This window comes from Bacillus multifaciens, from assembly GCF_030756675.1.
Classification (GTDB): Bacteria; Bacillota; Bacilli; order Bacillales; family Bacillaceae_G; genus Bacillus_A; species Bacillus_A multifaciens.
In genome coordinates this window covers 63,511-79,896 of the sequence record NZ_JAVBXD010000002.1, presented here as the reverse complement: position 1 = coordinate 79,896, position 16,386 = coordinate 63,511, and the positions used below count along the sequence as shown (strand labels likewise).

Here is a 16,386-nt window from a genome sequence, read left to right as displayed (position 1 = left end):
CCCGCCTTCCCATCATAGAAAAAAACTTCTCTTTCTAAAGAAGAGAAGTTATACTTTGCTACCTGTCTGCCATAATTCCTTAACTTTTTCAGAAAGAATCGGTGTATCATTTACTATTACTTTGCTTATTGTTGATGTATTAAGTGACGTTTGTACTTGTTGAACCGGAAGTACCGTACCGATCACAATTAATACAAACAATATAATATATACTTCTAAAAACCCTAAAATCGCTCCACCTAATGCATTAACCTGTTTCACAACAGGAATTTCTGTAAACATGTTCAAAAGCTGTCCAAGCAATGTTAGTGCGATTTTTGTAATGATAAATAACGCAATAAACGCAATGGCTTGGTAAAAGACTGTTTCCATGCTATTTGCATCGATCCAATTCGGCACATTTACTTCTTGCTTAAATGGATACGGAATCATTTTTTGCAATGCAGGTGCTAAATCTTTGCAATACCAATAAGCTACAAGATAAGCAATAATAAAGCTTGCTAATTTTACAAGTTGTAGTACTAGACCTCTTCTTAAACCAAGAAGAAAGCCCATAACAAGCAGTAAAATGATTATAATATCAACCATGTTATTCCATTCCTTTTTGTCTCATTCTTTCTTTCATCTTTTCATTTTCTTCTTTTAATTTTATATAATCATGCACGACATTGACTGCTGTCAACACCGCCAATCGATTTGTGTCAAGCGAAGGATTCTTAGCATTTAGTTCGCGCATTTTATCATCCACAATCGCCGCGACAATGCGTATATGACTTGTACTTTCATCGCCAACAACTGAATATTGTTGACCGTAAATTTCTACATTAATTCGACTTCGATTTCCCTTTTGTTGTGACAACTTACTGTCCTCCAATCCCGTACAGAATCCTAAAGATTATCATACCATGAAAAAACATCATATGGAAACAGAAACAACAATTCGATATGATAAAAATATAAATAATGAAAAAGGAGCAACCATTTTGTCAAATTCTATTGTTATTGAAGTAAACTCTACGGTTATAGAAGACATGAAAACAAAGTACGCACAAGCCGTGCAGCCAAAAGTTCCTCAAGGCGGTGTCTTCATGGCGAAGGTTCCATCTTGCACAATTACAGCCTATAAATCAGGAAAAGTCATGTTCCAAGGTGGACGGGCGACAGAAGAAGCAAGTCAATGGCAAGCAAATGCCGCGGCGCCAAAAACCTCTGTCAAAAAAAGTGTAGACAACCATGCCTATGCACCACCAGCTTCTATCGCTACTATGTCTATTCTCGGTTCAGACGAAGTCGGAACAGGAGACTATTTTGGACCGATGACAGTTGTTGCGGTATACGTCGATGCGACGCAAATTCCATTATTAAAAGAACTCGGCGTCAAAGACTCAAAAAACTTAAACGATACCCAAATTTGTGAAATTGCAAAACAACTACTAGCAGTTGTCCCTTACAGCTCTCTTGTTCTGCATAACGAAAAATATAACGAAATGTTTGAAAAAGGTCATAATCAAGGACAACTAAAAGCACTGCTTCATAATAAAGCTATTACAAACTTATTGGCTAAAATGGCACCAACGAAACCAGAAGGCATCTTAATTGATCAGTTCACACAACCGGCTACATATTACAAATATTTGGCCAAACAAAAAAACGTTCAGCGCGAAAATGTCTATTTCGCTACAAAAGGCGAAAGTGTACATATCGCCGTTGCAGCGGCTTCCATTTTGGCCCGTTATTCATTTGTGAAACAGTTTGCTGAACTAAGCAAAAAAGCAGGCATGGAACTTCCGAAAGGCGCTGGGAAACAAGTCGATATTGCAGCAGCGAAATTAATTCAAAAGCTTGGGAAAGAAAGATTACCTGAGTTTGTGAAATTACATTTTGCAAATACGGAAAAGGCGTTTCGATTGTTGAAGAAATAGTTATTTTTCAGTATGGACAGGATGCGTATAGGCTAAACAATCGGTTCATTCAATATTCCGGCGCTTTTTTCGATATTTCGGCGCTAACCCATCATTTATCGACGACTTTTACAATATATCGGCGCTTCGACACAATTTAAAGACCATTCGACAACATTCGACATGAGAGTGGTCGAGCTACTGAACTAGATTATACTAAAAAGTGAAATGAGCTGACTAAAAAATAGACTTTAGTCAGCTCATTTGTTTTACTGCTCTGTTTTAAACGTCTCTGCAACTTTTTTTGACACTTCTTTTAAATCATAAAACTCAAGACGTTCTTTCTCTGGCGTATCTTTATGCCCAATTACAATATCCCCGTCATCTTCTACCCAAACAAAGTATTTTCCAGTTGATCCATCACTATAATCAATAGACATATTGTAATAAATAGCCGATTTAGCTTCTTCATCTAATGATAATGTTTTCGGTTCATCGCCGTTTTCCGCCAATCCAACCTGCTCCATCGCAGATACAAGTTGTTTCATGTCCTCTGCTTTTTTCAATACTTTCGTCCCTTTTGATTTCGTAGATGTCAGCTGAATTTCCTTTATCTCTTTTCCTTGGAATGTAACAACCTCTGCCTCTTGTGATGTTGGAACTACTTTTTCTTGCTTTTCATTTCCACATGCACTTAAACTCATTAGCATGATTGCTAAGAAACATACCATTCTTTTTTTCATAAATTCAGCTCCTTTCACTTCTACGTAATTTTTCTCTTTACATCGCATCTCTTCCTGCCGCTTTTTAATAAAGTGAAACTTCCATTCGTTGAATCCTTAATTTGAGTCACAATGTCATTTGCTTTATTCTGGTTACGTGCAACAATTCCCAGCTTCGCCCCTCGCGCTGCAAGCGCCTTAGCCGCAGCTAACCCGATACCACTAGTTGCACCAGTAATTACTACATACTTGCCGAGCACCGTCCACTCTGGATTCGTTGTTATTCCCCCCATAGTTCCAAAACCCTCCCTCTATTTCAATAAATAGTTCATTTTACTATATATGAAATAGAGGGACGACTATGAACAACAAATTTTGAAATACTCTTACTAGATTGGATTTACAGATAGAATTAATATAAAAATGCGAGAGGTTATCCCTCTCGCATTTTCATTGTTTATTCTAATCTTAAAACTCCGCAGAACCTGGTGTTCTTGGGAATGGAATGACGTCACGAATATTTGCCATACCAGTGATGTACATTAAGAAACGTTCGAAACCTAGACCAAATCCAGCATGTTTTGTACCGCCGTATTTTCTAAGCTCTAAGTACCACCAGTAGTCTTCTTCATTCATACCTAGTTCTTTAATTCTATCTACTAAAACATCCATTCTTTCTTCACGTTGACTTCCGCCGATTAATTCGCCGATGCCAGGAACTAGAAGATCAGTAGCCGCTACTGTTTTACCATCATCGTTCATACGCATGTAGAATGCTTTAATATCTTTTGGATAGTCTGTTACGAATACAGGACGTTTGAATACTTCTTCTGATAAGTATCTTTCGTGTTCTGTTTGTAAATCAATGCCCCATTCTACTGGGTATTTAAAGTCTGCACCTGATTTTTGAAGTACTTCAATTGCTTCTGTGTATGTGATGCGTCCAAAGTCAGAGTTAATTACGTTATTCATGCGCTCTAGAACTGTTTTATCAACAAAGCTGTTGAAGAATTCCATTTCTTCTGGTGCATGCTCTAATACGTATTTCATTGCATATTTCAGCATATCTTCTGTCAGGTTCATTACATCTTCTAATTCAGCAAATGCAATCTCAGGCTCAAGCATCCAAAACTCAGCAGCATGGCGAGTTGTGTTTGAGTTTTCAGCACGGAACGTTGGACCAAATGTGTATACATCACGGAATGCTAATGCATACGCTTCTGCATTCAATTGTCCACTTACTGTTAAGTTTGTTTCTCTGCCGAAGAAGTCTTTTGAATCGTCTACTTTTCCATCTTCACCTTTTGGCACGTTGTTCATGTCATGCGTTGTTACGCGGAACATTTCGCCTGCACCTTCCGTATCACTTCCTGTAATAATTGGTGTATGAACGTGAACAAAACCGCGCTCTTGGAAGAATTGATGAAGCGCAAAAGCTGCGATAGAACGTACGCGGAACGTTGCCGAGAATGCATTTGTTCTTGGACGTAAATGAGCGATTGTACGTAAATATTCAAACGTGTGACGTTTCTTTTGTAACGGATAATCAGAATCTGATAATCCCTCGATTTCGATTTTGTCCGCTTTAATTTCAAACGGTTGTTTTGCAGTTGGCGTTGCAATTAATGTTCCCTCTACTTTAATAGAAGAGCTTAATGGAAGCTTCGCAATTTCAGTAAAGTTATCTAGTTCTGTATCGAAAACGATTTGAACGCTTTTGAAGAAGCTACCATCGTTTAATTCGATAAAACCAAATACTTTTGAATCGCGTAAGTTACGGATCCAACCTGATACTTGTATTTTTTGATCTACATATTTATCAGTGTCTCTATACAGACTTTTTACTAATGTGTTTTCCATATTGAAATTCTCCTTCACTTATATTTAAATACAAAAAAACCTTACATCCATAAAGGGACGAAAGGTTAAACTTCGCGGTACCACCCAATTTGTCATAAAGACCAACTCTAACTCGTATGTATTACACATACTTCCCGGTTTGTAACAGGCCGGATTCCCGTCTAAGTCTACTCTTGAATATACAATTCAATTTCGGTTAGCAACTCCAAGGTGTTCTTCACATATACCGCCTCATCAGGCTCGCACCGTCCCTGACTCGCTTTGGATTATAGTATATACTACTTTTCCTTATCATCGTCTTTCTTTTGTTAAACTAAAATTAATGTACTACATTCCTTTGAAAGATGCAAGTTGTCTTTCAAATGCTTACCCTTTCAAAGAAAATGCCGTCCCCATATGCGCCTCAATCATCCGAACATGTCCATCTGTTTTTGAAAACGACGGTACGTAGCAAAGCTCATAGTGTAATGGATTCTGCTCCTGCGCCCACACAAGTTCCATCTCCAAATTACGAACATAAATAGCTTTTGCCTCTTCCTCAGAGATTATTGGCTCATCGTTTAGTTCATCTAGTTCCTTCTCAAAGCCATCAAATACTTGAAACTCTAAAATCTTCCCAGATTGCTGACCAACTTGAATAACCATACTGCATGTATCTACTCTTTTACCACGGTACAGAGGATGGAACCAAAACCCGTACTGCGATTCACAATTTTCATCTTCCCATACACAATGATGCGATGAATGACTTCTCTCTATTAGGAATTGTTCGCCAGCTTTAAGATAACATGCAAATAAAAATTGAAGTGCACACTCTCTTGCTTCCTCTTCTGTTATGACTTCTTTCTTCCCATCTTTCTGTTCATTATTGATTACACTTATACACTGAAATGTTTCTTGATGAAAACATACTTGAATGGTATGAAACGGCGTTCCTTCTTCCACTTCAATATCATTAGCGTAATCTTGCTTCGTCCAAAGTTCCGTTACTTTATCCCCTTTATGGTTCATATAAACTTTTACATATGTATCATCTAAGCCAATTAATTTTAAAATCTCTCCATTTTGTACAGTACGGTTCTCTAAGTTATAAAACTGCTGAATGAACCCATTATTATTCTCATATGTATGTAGTTCTCCGTTTGCCCCTATATCCATAACGTGATCTTTTGGTGCATAAACGAGGTGATATGCATCATCCCCATTTGCAAACACTTCCGTACTAGCCTTCGCAAACAGCAATTCAAATCGAAGCGCTTCAATGTATTTTTCTTTTGCTTCTTCTTTTGGAATAAGCTCTTTCGGATACCGCACTTCACACGCTTCTCCTTCAAAAAGGAAATATTGAAAACGCCCATCCTTTGCAATCTCAAGCACGACACTAGAATCTGGAAAAGACAAGCCGTAGCGTTCATCTCGTAGTTCATAGGAAAGTTGGAACACGCTATTCATTTCAATTGAATTTACAAAATAAATAGATTTAACGATATTAGGGGCAAATACTTGTAAAAAAGATTGTGCAATCTCATAAACTTCATCATGGGATAATGATACACATCTTACCTTTTCTAAATCTCGGCACGTTTGAAAATGCTTTAATCCACCTTTTCCATCAGTTTCATAACATGCTACTAATTCTCCTGTTCGCTGCTCAAACACATTAAACTCATTCTCACCTTCTTCTGAGGTGACCGAAAATAATTGTATATTCTCATTAATTTTTAAAAATAGTTTTATTTGTTCAAGTATATTCGTCATTTGAAATCTACACACATCCTTTCTCTTATAACTATTATAAAGTGAAACTTCCATCAGTGGAGAGTTTTTTCATCTCCCACTGATGGTTAGTTGAAGTAATCGGGCTTTTACTGGCAGTTAATGCGGGATAAATAAAAGAAAACCTTTCATCCACGATAGAATGAAAGGTTTTACTTTATTTCTTTTTTAGCTTTATCTCTCCGAATTTTCTAGTTTTTAGAGTTACACTTTCCATTTCATCGTAAGAAGAGACTGGGAAATTCGCATGAATAATCATTTTTCCTTCTTTAACATCTGTTCTATATCCGCCTGAAGACGGATACTCATTTCCTTTATTATCAATCACTTTCATATCAATAAACTCATTTTCATCTTCTATGATTTTGTCTATAGAAAATGCGATATTTAATGATGTTGGATTTGCTTTTGCTGAAACAAGTTCTAAATGAGGCGAAGTTTTTACCGCTTCATACTCAAACTTTACCTTCTTTTCTTCTTTCTTGTTGTTCTCAATTGGCAAATTCCATATCCCATCAATTTTTTTCATTTCTTCATTTTCATAAAAAACGTTGACGCTCTCAATTTCTAACACAGCATCTTTCAAATTAGGAATCGATCCTTGGTTTGATCCAAATACTACATCATATTGGACTTTCCCACTCTTTCCATCTATGGATGGATTTTTATCTTCTGCCCTAGATAAATACATCTTTTTACCTTTCAAAGGCTTTGTATCTGGAATATACTCCATAATATATTCGCCATCACCATTTTTTAACCGATAATCAAAAGACACCTCCTTCACTTGTTTCTTGAATATACTTGTATCTTCAAATACCAATTGAAAACTAAATCCTAATTTATTCTCGTCAGCAAAATAGCGATCCAGTGCTACTCTGATTTCTTTATCAGCAGCTGTACTATTGCTTTTTTGTGAAAATCCTTCATCAATCGCTCTCTCAATTCCTTTATCATTAAAATGAAATAATTTGTTTATATTAGCTCGCACATGCTCATTTGTAAAAATACTACCAGCTATCATAAAACAACAAGCGGCCACCGCAAATTTTCTCCACATCACATTTCTTTTCTTTTTCTTTGCTTTCATGCGTATCACATCATAGGAATGATCTAAAGACTTTCTAACAATACTAGGTATTTCTTTTTCCTCATGTAACACATGCTGCAATTCTTTTTCAAAGTTATTTTTCATTTACACTCACTCCTTCACCACTGTAATAATGATTACGCAATATCGACTTGGCTCTGGAAAGTCTTGATTTAATCGTTCCTTCTGGTTCTTTTAAAAACGTACTTATTTCTTTAATACTAAGCCCAACGATATAATATAAAACGATCGCTATTTTATAATCCTTATTTAAACTATTTAACACATCTTCTAGTTCTATTTTCAAAAATTCATTTTTGTTTTGTTTTTTCTCAACGTGATCATCTACTAACTTAATTTTTTGTCTTTTGTTTAATATACCGTTGCATATATTAATTAATATTTTACAAATCCATGTGTTAAAGTACTCGTCATTTTTGAGTGTATGTATTTTCTCATAAGCCACTGTGATTGCTTCTTGCATGGCATCAGCGACATCCTCATCTTTTTGTAACAATCTACTTGCGACTTTGTACAGCACATCTTCATAGCGCTGTACAAGAGAAACAAATGCTTCTCCATCTCCCTTTTTTGCCTTTTTCACTAAGGCTTCTAGCTTCCCCATTTAAGTACCCCCTTGCTAACTCATTTCAATATACGCTTTTTGTTCTTTACATTCTATTAGATAGGAGAAGTTAACATTTGGTTGCATTCATTTTTTCTTTTTATAAAAAAAGGATTATCACCCTTATCATGAGTGACAATCCTTTCAATTTTTTATCCAACCCCGCATCATTTTTTTCTTCTACCATTACAGTAAATGGATCTCTTTTTTTGGACAAATCACCACTCTTTCACCTTGTGTATAATAAAGATTCCAACCAAAAAAGCAGCCACATGGCTGCTCTTTTATTATTTACGTAACTCCGCACCAAATTTTTCTTCTACCGCTGCTAATACACGGCTATGTGCTTCTGTTACTTCTTCATCTGTTAATGTACGTTCTGGATCGAAGTAGTTCATAGAGAATGCAAGTGATTTTTTGCCTTCTTCCATTTTTTCGCCTTCGTATAAGTCGAATAATGTTACTTCTTTTAGAAGTGCTCCGCCTGCTTCCGCAATTACTTGCTTCATTTCGCCAGCTTTTACTTCTTTCGCTACTACAACAGCCATATCGCGTGTCATAGATGGGAAGCGTGGGATTGTATTATAGTAAGTTTCTTCTGCATTTGCACCAAATACTTTTGCAAGTGACAGTTCGAATACATATGTTTCTCTTACATCTAATTGTTTTTGTGCTTCTGGGTGTAATTGACCGATAAAGCCAATGCTTTCGCCGTCAAGTAAAATGTCAGCTGTACGTCCTGGGTGCATACCTTCACGTTTTGCTGGTACATACGTAATGTTTTTAGATACACCAAGTATGTCAACTAACCCTTCTAGTACACCTTTCATAACGAAGAAGTCAACAACCTTCTTCTCCCCTTGCCATTGATGCTGAAGAGCAACCCCTGTCATAATACCCGCAAGATGTTGTTCTTCTTTCGGAAGTTCACCTTCTACTGTTGGTAAAAATACAGAACCTACCTCATATAATGCAACGTTATCTACTTTACGAGCGTTATTATATGCTACCGCTTCTAATAATTGCGGCACTAAGCTTAAACGAAGCTGACTGCGTTCTTCACTCATTGGAAGTGCAAGGTTCACAGGTGTTTTTTCATTTGATTCCACCATATATTGTTTTGCTTTTCCCGTGCTTGTTAATGAATACGTAATCGCTTCATATAAACCAGCAACTTCTAAATAGCGGCGTACTTTACGACGTTTTATTTGTGCTTCTGTTAATTTACCACGTGTAATTGTACCAGTTGGTAATGTTGAAGGAATACGATCATATCCGTATAATCGACCTACTTCTTCTACTAAGTCCTCTGGAATTGTAATATCAGGGCGACGTGCTGGTACGTTCACATGGAATGTGCCTTCCACTTCTGTGAATGTGAACTTTAAGTTTGTGAAAATTGCGCTCACTTCACTCAATGAAATGTCTGTACCTAATACACGGTTAATTTTTTCAACTGTAACAGATACTGTACATTCTTCTACTTGTAAGTTATCAATTTCTACAACGCCTTCTAACGCTTCGCCGCCAGCATATTTTGCCATTAATGCTGCTGCGTGTTGAATCGCTTCAAATGTACGAGTTGGGTCGATACCTTTTTCAAAACGTGCACTTGATTCACTGCGAAGACCTAAGTCTTTTGATGTGCGGCGTACTGTTTGACCTGCGAAATATGCAGACTCAATTAATACGTTTACTGTATCGTTATCTACTTCAGAATCCGCTCCGCCCATTACACCGGCAACCGCTAATGGTTTTGTACCGTTTGTAATCACAAGGTGATGCGCTTGCAATGTACGCTCTTGATCATCTAATGTTGTCATTTTCTCGCCTTCTTCAGCAAGACGAACAACGATTTCTTTTGAGCCTAATTTATCATAGTCAAATGCATGTAACGGTTGACCGTATTCAATTAAAATATAGTTTGTAATATCAACTACGTTGCTAATTGGACGAATGCCAGCTGCCATTAGGCGCGTTTGCATCCAAATTGGTGATGGACCAACCTTTACGTTTTTCACCATTTTCGCAATATATAATGGGTTTTGTTCTGTTGCTTCTACACTTACAGAAATATAATCAGATGTTTTTTCTGCTGCTTCTTGTAAGTCTGCTGCTGGAAGTTTCACTTCACGGCCGTAAATTGCTGCTACTTCGTATGCAACACCTAACATATTTAAGCAATCCGCACGGTTTGGCGTTAAACCAAGTTCAAGTACTTCATCGTGTAAGTTTAAGATTTCAAGTGCATCTGCACCAACTTCCACATCACTTGGGAAAATGAAAATACCTTCTGCATAGTCTTTTGCAACTAATTTTGCATCAATGCCAAGCTCTTGTAAGGAACAAACCATACCGTGAGAAGCTTCACCGCGTAGTTTTGCTTTTTTAATTTTGAAGTTGCCAGGAAGAACAGCACCAACTTTTGCAACTGGCACTTTCAAACCTTTCGCAATGTTAGGAGCACCGCAAATGATTTGAACTGACTCTTCTTCGCCAACGTCGATTAAACATTTGCTTAACTTATCAGCTTCCGGGTGTTTTTCGCACTCTAATACGTGACCAACTACAACACCTTTTACGCCTTTATTTAATACTTCAACGCCTTCTACTTCAATACCGCTTTTCGTAATTTTATCAGCTAATTCTTGTGCTGTTACATCTTTAATATCTACATACTCTTGTAACCAACGATATGATACGAACATTCTTTATCTCTCCTTCCCTTACGCTCGTTTGAATTGTTGTAAGAAACGTACATCGTTTGTATAGAAATGACGAATGTCATCAACGCCGTACTTTAACATCGCAATACGCTCTGCACCCATACCGAATGCGAAGCCTTGATATTCTTTTGAATCATAGCCAGCCATTTCAAGAACATTTGGGTGAACCATACCTGCACCTAAAATTTCGATCCAGCCAGTTCCTTTACAAGTGCCGCAACCTTTGCCATGACACATCATACATGAAATATCCATCTCAACAGATGGCTCTGTGAATGGGAAGAAACTTGGACGAAGGCGAATTTCACGATCTTCACCGAACATCTTCTTCGCGAATGCTTGTAATGTTCCTTTTAAGTCACTCATACGAATGTTTTTATCGATTACAAGGCCCTCAATTTGCATGAACTGGTGAGAGTGCGTCGCATCATCATCATCGCGGCGATATACTTTACCAGGGCAAATAATTTTGATTGGACCTTTTTCTGTATTCCCCTCCATCGTTCTCGCTTGCACAGAAGATGTATGTGTACGAAGTAACATTTCTTCTGTAATGTAGAAAGAATCTTGCATATCGCGTGCCGGGTGATCTTTCGGTAAGTTTAACGCTTCGAAGTTGTAGTAGTCTTTTTCTACTTCTGGACCTTCAGCAACTTCATATCCCATACCGATAAATAAATCTTCAATTTGCTCCACAACCGCTGTTAATGGATGATGGCAACCTGTATTTACAGGACGTCCTGGTAATGTTACATCAATTGTTTCAGATGCTAATTTCGCTTCAATTACTGCTTTTTCTAAATGATTCACTTTTTCTTCTAAACGCGTTTGAATTGCCTCGCGCACTTCATTTACTAAAGCTCCCATACGCGGGCGCTCTTCTGGAGATAATTTCCCCATGCCGCGCAGTACTTCTGTAATTGGACCTTTTTTTCCTAAATACGCAACGCGTACATCGTTTAAGCCCTTTAGCTCTTTCGCTTTTTCAATAAGCTCTAACGCTTCTTGCTTTAGCTCTTTTAAACGTGCTTCCATTTGGAACCCTCCTAATTTTAAAAATAAAAAAACCTCGCTCCCTAAAAAGGGACGAGGTAAATTCGCGGTACCACCCTAAATTGACAGAACGAGTCTGCCCACTTAATTCGTTATAACGGTTTGTTAGACCGGAACGCCTTTACATACAATGGTCCTGGCGTCAACTCCAGAGGTGAATTCACTTCCGTCTACCATAAGAATGCTTTCAGTCTATGACATTCTCTCCCTATATGGCGATTTTGCAAGCTACTCTTCTCTATCATCGTTTTTTAATATTTCACTTCCACCTATTATAAGAAGTTTTTTAGCGATTCGCAACCGGAGTTTGTAAATAATATGTTAAAATACCTGCTGCAACCGCAACATTTAATGATTCTGCTCCTCCGTAAATCGGAATGTATAAGTTTTGCTTACATTTCGCAAGAAGCTCTTGGCGAACGCCGTTTCCTTCGTTACCTACAATTAATGCAAAGCTCCCCGTTGGTGCTACTTCACCGTATGGAACCCCATTTTCAAGAGCTGTTCCGTATACAGGAACGTTCTCTTCAGTTAACTTGTCTACCCATTCTTCTAAGTTTCCTTTTACAATCGGTAAATGGAATACAGAACCTTGCGTAGAGCGTAGTACTTTACTGTTATATACATCGACACATCCTTCTCCAAGAATAACAGCGTCAAGTCCAGCTGCATCTGCGGTACGAATGATTGTCCCTAAATTCCCTGGGTCTTGCAGGCCATCTAATAGTAGAAACTTCCCATTTGTAAGAGCGATTTCTTTTTCATGTTTCTCACAAACCGCAAATACTCCTTGCGTCGTTTCGGTTTCACTTAGCACTTTTACAACCGCTTCAGCCACAATATACATTTCTACATCAGCAACCGTCCAATCTTTCGGAAGGTCTGTTTGATCTGAAACGATTAGCTCCGTTGCAACGCCTGCTTTTAAAGCTTCCTCTACTAAATGGAATCCTTCTACAAAAAATAATCCTTTTTTATCGCGCTCTTTTTTCGTTTGCAGCTTCTTCCACTGCTTTACGCGCGGATTTTGTACTGAATCAATGTTTTTCATAATATGTATTTCCCTCTCTTCTTGTCTTCTCATTATAGCCTATTTTTCATACATATTTACATAAAAAAGAACAAAAACTAACGTCAGTTTCCATTCCTAAAAAGAGGTGAAAGCGATGAACTTTAATTTACGCGGTGCTGTATTAGCCAACGTATCTGGAAATACACAAGACCAATTACAAGAAACAATTGTCGATGCCATTCAAAGCGGGGAAGAAAAAATGCTCCCAGGCCTTGGCGTGTTATTCGAAGTCATTTGGAAAAATGCTGATGAAAATGAAAAGCATGAAATGTTATCTACGCTAGAGCAAGGATTAAAAAAATAAGCAAGAGAAAGTCACCTTAGCAGGAAAAAGCTAGGGTGACTTTTATGTTTAAAAAAAGACATCAAAACCTCTCTTTTATTTAGGGACAAACGAGAGCATCTGACCGTGCATAGAAGCGACTTCTAAAGAAAAGCGGATCCGACTGTTTAGACCCGTTGGCTAAGGTTCTTTCACACAGAAGGTATTTTTACCTTCTCGTGTGGAAGGTTCTTAGACATGAGGCTTTAGGAGGCAAAGCTAGACAAAGATGGCGAAAAATTAACATGGATTTATATAACAATGGAACCCATCATTTTAGAAACTGTTCCTCCTTAACTTCCTCTTCTCACAAACATTTCTACTTTACTAATACAACATGATGAAGTAAAATGTTCGAAATATACTTATGTCGACCTGTTCGTTTCCGTCATATACAGCAATGAATAAAAGGAGTGAATACTTTATGCGCCGTGTTACACTTGAACAAATTTTCAAACATCATATTACACAAAAGTATGTAAACCGTGCTGGAATGGTTCACGCGATTGCCGTCGCTTACCATGCGTTTCACTTAGCCAAAAAGCATCACGCCTCAGTCGATGCGGCAACAAAGGCTGGTTTTCTTCATGATATAGGACATCACACATGGTATCAAAACGGACAATGGGACTATGAATTGTACAAGAAAAATGATATACATGCGATTAAAGGAGCGGAAAGAGCTCATAAATTGCTAATTCGATTAGGAGAACACCCAAAACAAGCAAAGGAAATTTCCGTTGCCATTCTCCTGCACACTGATTCTTTTCTAGTAGAACAAACTCTTGAGAGAACACCTCTCCAAAATATTATTAAATGGGCAGACGAAGCCGATGAGGAACCGGGCGGGGCACATCACTATCGAACAATTTCTTATGAAAAAGCATTGCAAGCAATCCAACGATTAGATCAGATGTTAGATCGTGAATTACAAGTCCAACAATCAGCGTCCGATGCTCATATTTCTACCAATAAAAAAGCAGAGCAAATCTGTTAATCAATAACTAGTCAAAAATCACCTTAGTAAATACTAAGGTGATTTTTACTTTGATTATGAAATTTCGAACTATTATGTAATATTAATTTATGGAATATTTTATCAAAATATGTATAATTTTATATATAAATAATAGAAAGGATTCGATATATGCAACATTCTGTACAACTCACATACAATCAAAATCATTCTTTATCATGGGGAAAATTTATTGGTTCCGTTTTATTTGCTTTTTTTGGGGCAAGCACTATAAGCAGTTTATTTGTAGCTCTTCCGTTTATGCTTTACAGCGAAGGCATTTCTGACAAAAAAACAAGTGCCCTATATAGCTCACTTGGAAATACCGGAAGTACTTTATTACAACTGCTTATTTTATTATTATTTATTTTTAAATATGAACCCTTAAAAAAACTATTATTACCTGTTTTCAATTTTCAAGCGCTCCGAAAAGTTCATACATATATATACTTATTTCTTTTCTTTGGGCTTAGCATTGTAATTAATGTATTAATAATTTCTAAGATATTTCCTCATGCAACACAAGAACAAGATTTAGCCTTAAACCTAGAAACTTTAAAACAATATAAGATTCTATTAATTTTAGGAAGTGCGATTTTCATTCCCATTTTTGAAGAGCTTATTTTCCGCGGAATCATTCTTCAATTTTTCCAGCAGCGTTTCCCATTTTGGATAGCAGCAATTAGCTCAAGCTTCATCTTCGGAATCGCCCATACATATTCTCTAGGTGTTATGGTCAGTGCTTTTATGATGGGTATGTTTATGGCTGTACTATGTAGAAAAACGAATTCTATTATGCCAGCTATGTTATTTCATATGATGAATAATACGCTTGCGTTTTTATAATAAACAAGAGGTACACAAAATCAAATTACTATTATTAAAAAGGAGCACCACTTTGCAAACACATGTACAAATAGAACAACAAACAAAAATATCTTGGCTTGAATTTCTTGGAATCCTGTTAATGATTATTCTCGTTATTCCAATAATTAATGCAGTTTTCACCATACTACCTATCGAGTTATATGGATATGCTCGCCCAAATACACATAAATCTCTACTTGAATCACTTGAAAATATTAGCTATGAATGCATAGCCTTATTCTTTTTAATACTATATATCGTGAAGCATAAACCACTTAAAACGCTAGTATTACCAGCTATCGATTTTCAATGTTTAAAATCTTTTCGTACGTATGCCTACGTACTCCTTTATTATGCTATCGGTATCTTTATCGATCTTGTTATACTAGATAAAATTTTCCCTAATTCGGTACAAGAACAAGTAAATGCATTAGATTTCGCTACGTTAGAGCAATACAAATTCTTACTAATTATTGCAGTCGGATTACTTGCACCTATTAAAGAAGAATTAATATGCAGAGGCATTCTCTTACGTTTCTTTGAAGAGAAATTCACATTTTGGCCAGCTGCAATCATTTCAAGTTTCTTATTTGGCGTCGCTCATACGTATTCAGTTGGGATTATGGTAAGTGCCTTTATTACTGGTCTCTTTGCCTCTTTATTATATAAACAAACGAATTCTATCGTTCCAGCTATCCTGCTTCACATCACAATTAATACATGTTCCTTCTTGTACTGAATGAAACGCCATTATGGTTGCATAATGGCGTTTTATTATTTAAAGCATTTTCAAATTTTATAAACTGGAATCATTTTATGTAAGATATATCCAAAACAAGATCTATATTATAAAATATAACTAATACTATAAAATTGCACTAATTTTCACAGGAGGTTTTCTTACACATGCCAATCTTCAGCTTACTTTGGATTTTTTTCGTACCCGTTCTTGCTCTATGCGGCATTGGCGGGGGATTATTTTTTATCATAAAAGGAAGTGTACATAAAAAATGGTTTATTCTTCTAATGGGCATCATTTGTTTGTCACTCGTTCTTCTGCCGCTTATTTTTGCAGGGATTGGAAAAGATGCACAACAGTCTCTCCCACTTTCGACGTCTATGTACTGGGGGATTTTAGCTATTGCTAGTTTATTAGCAGGCGTTAGCGGGGCACGCCATCAACTAACTAGCATTAAGCGTGTAGGGATTACGGTATGTTCACTTGTTGTAACAGGGATATTTTTTTATGAAATGATGTAATTCTCTTGAAGGGAGAACGTAACTTGAAAAAATTCCTCTTGTTTTTTGGCTTATTATTTTTAGTAAGTTGCAGGCAAGAAACTCTTCCAAAAATGAC

The 16,386-nt window shown here is 36.9% G+C and carries 16 protein-coding genes, 1 pseudogene and 2 other annotated features; of the genes and pseudogenes, 6 read left to right on the top strand and 11 right to left on the bottom strand.

Annotation, left to right across the window (positions count from 1 at the left end):
- Positions 1 to 48: 48 nt before the first annotated feature.
- Positions 49 to 588, bottom strand: a complete 540-nt coding sequence (locus Q9306_RS02115) for a CvpA family protein (protein WP_306194799.1) — start codon at positions 586 to 588, stop codon at positions 49 to 51.
- A 1-nt stretch (position 589) separates the two neighbouring features.
- Positions 590 to 859: a cell division protein ZapA gene (gene zapA, locus Q9306_RS02110; RefSeq protein ID WP_306194797.1), complete on the bottom strand. Its 270-nt coding sequence runs from the start codon at positions 857 to 859 to the stop codon at positions 590 to 592.
- A 124-nt stretch (positions 860 to 983) separates the two neighbouring features.
- Between zapA and rnhC the strand changes: the two genes are divergently transcribed.
- Complete coding sequence (gene rnhC, locus Q9306_RS02105; RefSeq protein ID WP_306195157.1) at positions 984 to 1,922, top strand: ribonuclease HIII; 939 nt, start codon at positions 984 to 986, stop codon at positions 1,920 to 1,922.
- Between the two features lie 248 nt (positions 1,923 to 2,170).
- Here the strand turns inward: rnhC and Q9306_RS02100 are convergent, their stop codons facing one another.
- The 9 genes and pseudogenes from Q9306_RS02100 to Q9306_RS02060 form a co-directional block, all read right to left on the bottom strand.
- The gene (locus Q9306_RS02100; RefSeq protein WP_306194795.1) at positions 2,171 to 2,644 is read right to left on the bottom strand and encodes a hypothetical protein; all 474 of its coding nucleotides are present in this window, start codon (positions 2,642 to 2,644) and stop codon (positions 2,171 to 2,173) included.
- Between the two features lie 77 nt (positions 2,645 to 2,721).
- A pseudogene (locus Q9306_RS02095) lies at positions 2,722 to 2,916 on the bottom strand (SDR family NAD(P)-dependent oxidoreductase); the annotation flags it as partial.
- Positions 2,917 to 3,091: 175 nt separating this feature from the next.
- Positions 3,092 to 4,483 carry an asparagine--tRNA ligase gene (gene asnS, locus Q9306_RS02090; RefSeq protein WP_306194793.1) on the bottom strand — a complete coding sequence of 464 codons (1,392 nt, stop codon included), beginning with the start codon at positions 4,481 to 4,483 and terminating at the stop codon, positions 3,092 to 3,094.
- 50 nt (positions 4,484 to 4,533) lie between these two features.
- Positions 4,534 to 4,787: a binding site (T-box leader), on the bottom strand.
- Between the two features lie 62 nt (positions 4,788 to 4,849).
- Positions 4,850 to 6,241: a YcdB/YcdC domain-containing protein gene (locus Q9306_RS02085; protein WP_306194791.1), complete on the bottom strand. Its 1,392-nt coding sequence runs from the start codon at positions 6,239 to 6,241 to the stop codon at positions 4,850 to 4,852.
- A 175-nt stretch (positions 6,242 to 6,416) separates the two neighbouring features.
- Positions 6,417 to 7,454: a DUF4179 domain-containing protein gene (locus Q9306_RS02080; protein ID WP_306194790.1), complete on the bottom strand. Its 1,038-nt coding sequence runs from the start codon at positions 7,452 to 7,454 to the stop codon at positions 6,417 to 6,419.
- A complete protein-coding gene (locus Q9306_RS02075) occupies positions 7,444 to 7,974 on the bottom strand; it encodes an RNA polymerase sigma factor (RefSeq protein ID WP_306194788.1) in 531 nt (176 codons plus the stop codon). Before Q9306_RS02075 ends, Q9306_RS02080 begins: the two co-directional genes overlap by 11 nt.
- A 287-nt stretch (positions 7,975 to 8,261) precedes the next feature.
- Positions 8,262 to 10,682 carry a phenylalanine--tRNA ligase subunit beta gene (gene pheT, locus Q9306_RS02070; RefSeq protein WP_306194786.1) on the bottom strand — a complete coding sequence of 807 codons (2,421 nt, stop codon included), beginning with the start codon at positions 10,680 to 10,682 and terminating at the stop codon, positions 8,262 to 8,264.
- Positions 10,683 to 10,700: 18 nt separating this feature from the next.
- Positions 10,701 to 11,735 carry a phenylalanine--tRNA ligase subunit alpha gene (pheS, locus tag Q9306_RS02065; RefSeq protein WP_306194784.1) on the bottom strand — a complete coding sequence of 345 codons (1,035 nt, stop codon included), beginning with the start codon at positions 11,733 to 11,735 and terminating at the stop codon, positions 10,701 to 10,703.
- Positions 11,736 to 11,779: 44 nt separating this feature from the next.
- Positions 11,780 to 12,007 (bottom strand) — a binding site (T-box leader).
- A gap of 32 nt (positions 12,008 to 12,039) precedes the next feature.
- The gene (locus tag Q9306_RS02060) at positions 12,040 to 12,837 is read right to left on the bottom strand and encodes a TrmH family RNA methyltransferase (RefSeq protein WP_306194782.1); all 798 of its coding nucleotides are present in this window, start codon (positions 12,835 to 12,837) and stop codon (positions 12,040 to 12,042) included.
- 82 nt (positions 12,838 to 12,919) lie between these two features.
- On the opposite strand from Q9306_RS02060, the gene sspI reads away from it, so the two are divergent.
- The 5 genes from sspI (at position 12,920) to Q9306_RS02035 (ending at position 16,289) form a co-directional block, all read left to right on the top strand.
- Positions 12,920 to 13,129, top strand: coding sequence for a small acid-soluble spore protein SspI (gene sspI / locus Q9306_RS02055; RefSeq protein WP_306194780.1), 210 nt, complete (start codon positions 12,920 to 12,922; stop codon positions 13,127 to 13,129).
- A 442-nt stretch (positions 13,130 to 13,571) separates the two neighbouring features.
- Entirely contained in the window at positions 13,572 to 14,144 is a 573-nt protein-coding gene (locus Q9306_RS02050; RefSeq protein WP_306194778.1) for an HD domain-containing protein, read from the top strand.
- A 150-nt stretch (positions 14,145 to 14,294) separates the two neighbouring features.
- Complete coding sequence (locus tag Q9306_RS02045) at positions 14,295 to 15,008, top strand: CPBP family intramembrane glutamic endopeptidase (protein WP_306194776.1); 714 nt, start codon at positions 14,295 to 14,297, stop codon at positions 15,006 to 15,008.
- 52 nt (positions 15,009 to 15,060) lie between these two features.
- Positions 15,061 to 15,768: a CPBP family intramembrane glutamic endopeptidase gene (locus tag Q9306_RS02040; RefSeq protein WP_306194774.1), complete on the top strand. Its 708-nt coding sequence runs from the start codon at positions 15,061 to 15,063 to the stop codon at positions 15,766 to 15,768.
- A 167-nt stretch (positions 15,769 to 15,935) separates the two neighbouring features.
- Positions 15,936 to 16,289, top strand: a complete 354-nt coding sequence (locus Q9306_RS02035) for an ammonia permease (protein ID WP_306194772.1) — start codon at positions 15,936 to 15,938, stop codon at positions 16,287 to 16,289.
- Positions 16,290 to 16,386: the final 97 nt, after the last annotated feature.

Coding starts and splice junctions, on each gene's coding strand:
- Q9306_RS02085 (WP_306194791.1), bottom strand. CDS start 6,241: ATGACGAATATACTTGAACAAATAAAACTATTTTTAAAAATTAATGAG.
- pheT (WP_306194786.1), bottom strand. CDS start 10,682: ATGTTCGTATCATATCGTTGGTTACAAGAGTATGTAGATATTAAAGAT.
- Q9306_RS02035 (WP_306194772.1), top strand. CDS start 15,936: ATGCCAATCTTCAGCTTACTTTGGATTTTTTTCGTACCCGTTCTTGCT.
- sspI (WP_306194780.1), top strand. CDS start 12,920: ATGAACTTTAATTTACGCGGTGCTGTATTAGCCAACGTATCTGGAAAT.
- Q9306_RS02075 (WP_306194788.1), bottom strand. CDS start 7,974: ATGGGGAAGCTAGAAGCCTTAGTGAAAAAGGCAAAAAAGGGAGATGGA.
- Q9306_RS02045 (WP_306194776.1), top strand. CDS start 14,295: ATGCAACATTCTGTACAACTCACATACAATCAAAATCATTCTTTATCA.
- pheS (WP_306194784.1), bottom strand. CDS start 11,735: ATGGAAGCACGTTTAAAAGAGCTAAAGCAAGAAGCGTTAGAGCTTATT.
- Q9306_RS02115 (WP_306194799.1), bottom strand. CDS start 588: ATGGTTGATATTATAATCATTTTACTGCTTGTTATGGGCTTTCTTCTT.
- asnS (WP_306194793.1), bottom strand. CDS start 4,483: ATGGAAAACACATTAGTAAAAAGTCTGTATAGAGACACTGATAAATAT.
- Q9306_RS02050 (WP_306194778.1), top strand. CDS start 13,572: ATGCGCCGTGTTACACTTGAACAAATTTTCAAACATCATATTACACAA.
- Q9306_RS02080 (WP_306194790.1), bottom strand. CDS start 7,454: ATGAAAAATAACTTTGAAAAAGAATTGCAGCATGTGTTACATGAGGAA.
- Q9306_RS02060 (WP_306194782.1), bottom strand. CDS start 12,837: ATGAGAAGACAAGAAGAGAGGGAAATACATATTATGAAAAACATTGAT.
- Q9306_RS02100 (WP_306194795.1), bottom strand. CDS start 2,644: ATGAAAAAAAGAATGGTATGTTTCTTAGCAATCATGCTAATGAGTTTA.